Consider the following 5,125-nt stretch of genomic DNA (forward strand, 5'->3'; position numbering starts at 1 on the left):
TCGGAAAAAATCATCCTGCAATTTGAGCTATAGGATACATACTTCTCAAAATCATCCTGCAAAATGAGCTATACGCCCGTTTTTCTCGAAGAGCTGTTTGTTAAGGTCCGCTATTACCTGTTGGTCTTTGCTTGTGAAAAGAGAACCAATGGCTCGGGCTACATGGGAACCTGCATTGCTGATGTCTTTCTTCAACGTAGCTTGTTTGAGTTCAGACTTCGCCTTTGAAAGGTCTTCTGCTGCTTGCTCCTTCTGCTCTGCCAAAAGTACAATATCCTCCTTGAGATTCTCTGCCTTGCGGTATTGCTCGGTATAATACTCACGGGTAGAGATATGTCTTGCTTCCGACCCGTCAATACCACGTTCCAAACCAAAGGACTGCATCGCCTCGGCATACGATGATTGATAATTCTTGAGTTTTGCCTGTGTCATTACATCATCGGCACACAGACGGGAGCCTTCGGCTTTCTTGCGATAGTGCTTCTTCACGCTGTCCTCTGATTTCTTCTTTCTGCGTGCAGCAGTGACGATAGGAACTACCGTTGCATGGATATGAGGAGTCTGTTCGTCCATGTGTAGAACAGCAGAGACCAGATTCTCTATCCCAAAGGTATCCTGCATCCACTTCACCGACTGCTCACACCAATCGTCAAGCCTTCCTTCGTGCTGTATCCTTTCCATTGCTTCGGGACTTGCTGAAAGCATCACGCGGATGGCATGCACTTGGTTCTTTCCCACTTTGCGCTTGAGGTGCGCATTCTCTATTCGATGCTCAATAGCTGCCGACCGTGATTTCACACCTTTGGGAAAAGCAATCATTTCTCGGTCGAGGTGTATGCGACTTTCATCCACGTTGCCTGCAATGAAAGTGCGTTCAATATGGGCAGACATCTTGGTATCTGCCCCCTTTGCTTTCTCCAGATGGAGAACTACAAAATTTGCCATATCATGAAAATTTTTAGTTCGTTGTAGAGGTACTTGCATCATCCACTTGACAAGATGGTGCAAGTACCGATTTTTGAAACTGGGAGTCCAGAGGGGTGTAACGCCCTTGGCTCATTGGGATTTTTTAGCATTACTTGTATTGCGGCTCGAAAAATTCCCTAATGAGCTATGGCATTTTATTGCCATAAAAACTCCGTAGGCAAGAGGAACGAAAGTCTCAAGGCTTGAGCCCTCTTCGTTGTTCCCTAACAGGCTTCTGCAGGAGACTGTCCTGACGGCAAAGGAACTCGTTGAGATCCTTGCAGTCAGCGTATAGACCTGAAGAGTCAATGACGGGTATTTTTAGTTCCGTGAGCAACTCTTGGTATGCCTTCCGTCCTGCATCATCATTATCCAAGAAGCATTGTACTTTGTCATAGTGCGACAAACGCTCTAATGACTTACGGACATTCGCCACAGAATTGAGCACCATATAGTCCTGGCGTATCAGTCCGTTGTTCTCCCTTCTTCGAATCGTAAGGAATGATAGGAAGTCCATGAAGCCCTCGAAAAGAAAACATACATTCTTCTGCTCTCCCATACAGAAATGACTGATATCTTTTGGCGTCATGCATCCCTTGAAGAATGGATTGCGCAATTCATACCCACCAGAGATATTGGGCAAACCAATAGCAAAGTAATGTTTACCTCTAATATCAAAGTGCATTTCCTTGCACACCGTTTTGGCCATTTCTATGTTGATGCATCTTTTCTCAAGATATTGGATAAGGGCAGGATGCGTGAGAGAAAGCACTTGTAGATGCTCAAAGGAGTTCTGTGGTGTAGTCGACTTGACTATGGGCTGACAGACCGACGCACAGCTTGGCGCATTGCGTTCTATCTGATGAATAAGATACGACACGTCCGAAGAGTTGTAGAGCAACGCTGCAAGGTCGATGATGTTGCCACCTTTGCCAATGCCGAAGTCGTACCATAGATTGAGTTCGGTGTTTACCTTAAACGATGCGTGCCTTTCCGTTCTGAGTGGAGAGAGGTACATGAGGTTGACACCATACTGTTTTACAGGCTTACAGCCCATTGCTGCAAGAAAGTCCTGCAACTTTATCTGTTTTATTTTTTCAGTATTCATGATTATGTAAAATTTAAATTGATAATAAATTTGATGAACTGATAAAATTGCTTTTATCTATATGGTTATCAGAGAGTTGAAAACTCATCATGCCCTCATCATACTACTTTTCAAAATGGAATCGCTGACAAAAAGAAAAATACCTTCCTTTTCTTTTTTCATCAGTAGTATATTAACGATGAGTAAAAGATGAGAACACAAATGACTTGTACTGAATACTTTATATAGCTTATTCATCATTTCATCAAAATAATGGATATAAAATTGTTTATAAACTCTTGAGCTGCTCCTTGGTGATTGTATAAAATCGTCCTGTCCTTCGGATGGGAGAATAATACTGCGGAGTATTGTAGCTGAGTTGATAGGTAGTGTAAGTCAGCGTATTGGGCGCTGGAGTCAGTTTCCAAATATCCTGTACGATTCTCCTAATCTGTCCCTTGTCGTATTTGCACTGCGTATTACTCATGAGCGGCATCATGTCATTGATGCAGAAGGACAATTCCTCTACATTGTTCATTTCCATGATGTCTAGACAGAGTTCAGCCAACTCAAGCTCCAACTTGTTGCGATTGCTGCGGATGATGCGCTGCAGAGCTGGCGTAAAGGTCAGTTGGGGCGCAAACCACATGCGACTCTCCTTTTGGGTAGATAAGGGGCGGTGCTGCAGGAAATAGAGAAAGGCTGGAATTTCGGCTTTCAAATTTTGCAGAAAGTCGGTATCGTCACTTTCCAGACGATTTATCTTCCTTACCCAATATCGGGTTTCTCCCATATCTATAATAACAGGGAGCAACTCGTTATTGGAACATAGCACGAACTTGGCAAAAAAGGAGATTTCATCTCGGTCTTTGCCCTTGGCTTCCACCTTATAGGAAAGCGTTGTGCTGAGATTTTTCAATCGTTCACTGTCTTCCCTGCGGTTGAGTAATACCTCGTCCACAACAATAAGCAGTTTTCCCGCCCAATCCGCATTGAATTGGCTGCGAAAATCCTCGTTGGTATTAAAAGTTACATTGTTCTGAAAAACAGCTTTGAGGAAATTGAGGAACGTACTCTTACCTGTGTTGCGCTCTTCTGACACCATCAGGAGGATGGGGAGTTTCTGCACGGGTTGGAGATAGAGCAATTGCAAGTAATCCATTCCCAACTCGTATTGTTCCCCGAAGATATGCCTTATCAGGGATTCGATGTGTAGGAACTCTCCTTCTTTTGGCTGGTGTCCTATCGGTTCGTAGAGATTCAGAAACTTGTCAATAACTGGTTGATAATTCACATGGTTAGGAACAGTACAGAAACCATCATACTTCGGTACAGTGGCAATGAAGTCCTTGCCATAGTCTTGCCGTAGCGTTTCGTTGTTCCATACGATACGCTTTTTGAAAAAACCACCATTAATGCGAGGTTGGTTCACAATCTTATACAAGGTTGTGCCAACACGAATGAAATTCTCGTTTTCCATAGCCTTACTTCTGCATTAAAGGTTTGCTACCCATGATATATCTCTGTGCTTCTTGGGTTATTTGCGCAGAAGTCTTGATGGGATTTTGACGCAGCCATGCTTCGAGTTCTGCTTTCTCAAAATAAAGCATCTTACCTTGTGGCTTATAATGAGGAATCAGATTGCCCGATGTGAGCTTATAAAGATAACTCTTTGATAGATTGAGAAACTTGCTTGCTTCATCAAAACTAAGCACATTTTTGTTTGTAAAGAGAAGTTGTTCGAGTTCGTAAACTCGTTCCTCTATGGTCTTTTCCATATTTTTTATTTGTTAGGTAAAACGATAGAGGGTGCGCACCCTCGTTGCTGTTAACGAGGGCAAAATTAGAAACGATAAAAGGAACTGGCATTGAGCAATGTTTGACGTATCAACCTATGCTCAATCTTTTTTCAGTTGTTTGATGTATTTATCTATGATTTCCCATCCTTTCGGCTGCTTCATGTTGATTTGATCTGTTGCAGAGGAAAGGTCAGTTCGTGTTAATGGTGTGTCTTTGGTTTTTCCCAATATGAATTTACTGCGTGCAATGGTAGACTGCCATTCATTAGTAACGTATCCCCGAAGATTAAGACTTTGCATGAGATACGCAAGTAGTCGGTTATTGTTTGATTTTAGTACTCCTTTCAGATTACAATCAAATAAATTTTTAGTAATCTTTGGTGAAACACTGGTCGTAAAAAGTTTAACATCATTGATGCAATCAGTTAGTATTTCAATCTGTTCTTCCGAAAAATCAGATTTGAAAGGATTGATTTCATTGCCAACAATCACGGGTTTTTCTTTTGGCTTGCTTGGCTCGATGTTATCATAGACAATTGTAGAATGGCGTGGAAAAGAATTCTTGATTTCGCTTATTTCTATCTTTTCAATCTCACATTTTAGATAATTTGCATAACGTTCATAAAGAATTGCATCAATGAGCGATGAAAACATCGGAAGGACTTCATCGTACAAAGTGTGATTCTCAACATACTTACTATAATCGAACGTTACCAAATCAAAGTTAGAATACTTCCCCTTTTGCTCTTTGTTCAATGATTCATAGAAAGTGCTATCCCATAAGAAAATATTTTCGTTATAAGATTCTTCCACACACGAAAGGGCAGGATAATTTAGATAAATGGAAGAAAGATCGTCTGTTATTCGGATATATTCTTTTTGTAAAATCTCTTTAAACTGCATATTGCTTACACAGCTCTTTTTCCTCAGAATATTTCCAATGAGCACATTGTAGGTCTGGGTAATACAGTAGTTTAATATTCGTTGAATACTGTCAAGCTGTATCTTTAGATTGCCATTTTCCATTTTGTAATTTTCTATGGTGGGTACTGTTTACAAAGATAGGGCATTCGTTGGAGAAAAAGCCAAGAAAGGGAAACAAACAGAATAAAAGGGAAGAGTTGTCGTTAATTAAATATAAATCTGAGTGTCGAAAAACTATGAAAGTACACCTTTCTCATTGCATTGTTATATAGTGGGTCAGTCCTAAAACCCAGTTGCAAGCCCTCTCCTCTCAGGCACATAATTTCATAAGTCTATATAAAAAGAAAGG

Annotated in this window: 5 protein-coding genes; all 5 read right to left on the reverse strand. The window is 41.1% G+C overall.

From position 1 onward, the window contains the following. Positions 1-51: 51 nt before the first annotated feature. Positions 52-987, reverse strand: a complete 936-nt coding sequence (mobV, locus tag AC1DCD_RS09980) for a MobV family relaxase (RefSeq protein ID WP_480349353.1) — start codon at positions 985-987, stop codon at positions 52-54. 175 nt (positions 988-1,162) lie between these two features. Further along, the gene (locus AC1DCD_RS09985; protein WP_008450404.1) at positions 1,163-2,074 is read right to left on the reverse strand and encodes a toprim domain-containing protein; all 912 of its coding nucleotides are present in this window, start codon (positions 2,072-2,074) and stop codon (positions 1,163-1,165) included. Positions 2,075-2,342: 268 nt separating this feature from the next. Continuing rightward, positions 2,343-3,533, reverse strand: a complete 1,191-nt coding sequence (locus AC1DCD_RS09990; protein WP_464640251.1) for a primase-helicase family protein — start codon at positions 3,531-3,533, stop codon at positions 2,343-2,345. A gap of 4 nt (positions 3,534-3,537) precedes the next feature. Continuing rightward, positions 3,538-3,831: a helix-turn-helix domain-containing protein gene (locus AC1DCD_RS09995; protein WP_060932637.1), complete on the reverse strand. Its 294-nt coding sequence runs from the start codon at positions 3,829-3,831 to the stop codon at positions 3,538-3,540. 120 nt (positions 3,832-3,951) lie between these two features. Next, positions 3,952-4,878 (reverse strand): hypothetical protein, encoded by a 927-nt coding sequence (locus AC1DCD_RS10000; RefSeq protein ID WP_353586538.1) that lies wholly within the window; start codon positions 4,876-4,878, stop codon positions 3,952-3,954. Positions 4,879-5,125 lie beyond the last annotated feature (247 nt).

The sequence above is a fragment of the Prevotella sp. C0209C1 genome, assembly GCF_056583855.1.

What these genes read in the sequence shown, in the direction of transcription:
- AC1DCD_RS09995 (WP_060932637.1), bottom strand. Translation starts at nt 3,831, where the DNA reads ATGGAAAAGACCATAGAGGAACGAGTTTACGAACTCGAACAACTTCTC.
- mobV (WP_480349353.1), bottom strand. Translation starts at nt 987, where the DNA reads ATGATGCAAGTACCTCTACAACGAACTAAAAATTTTCATGATATGGCA.
- AC1DCD_RS10000 (WP_353586538.1), bottom strand. Translation starts at nt 4,878, where the DNA reads ATGGAAAATGGCAATCTAAAGATACAGCTTGACAGTATTCAACGAATA.
- AC1DCD_RS09985 (WP_008450404.1), bottom strand. Translation starts at nt 2,074, where the DNA reads ATGAATACTGAAAAAATAAAACAGATAAAGTTGCAGGACTTTCTTGCA.
- AC1DCD_RS09990 (WP_464640251.1), bottom strand. Translation starts at nt 3,533, where the DNA reads ATGGAAAACGAGAATTTCATTCGTGTTGGCACAACCTTGTATAAGATT.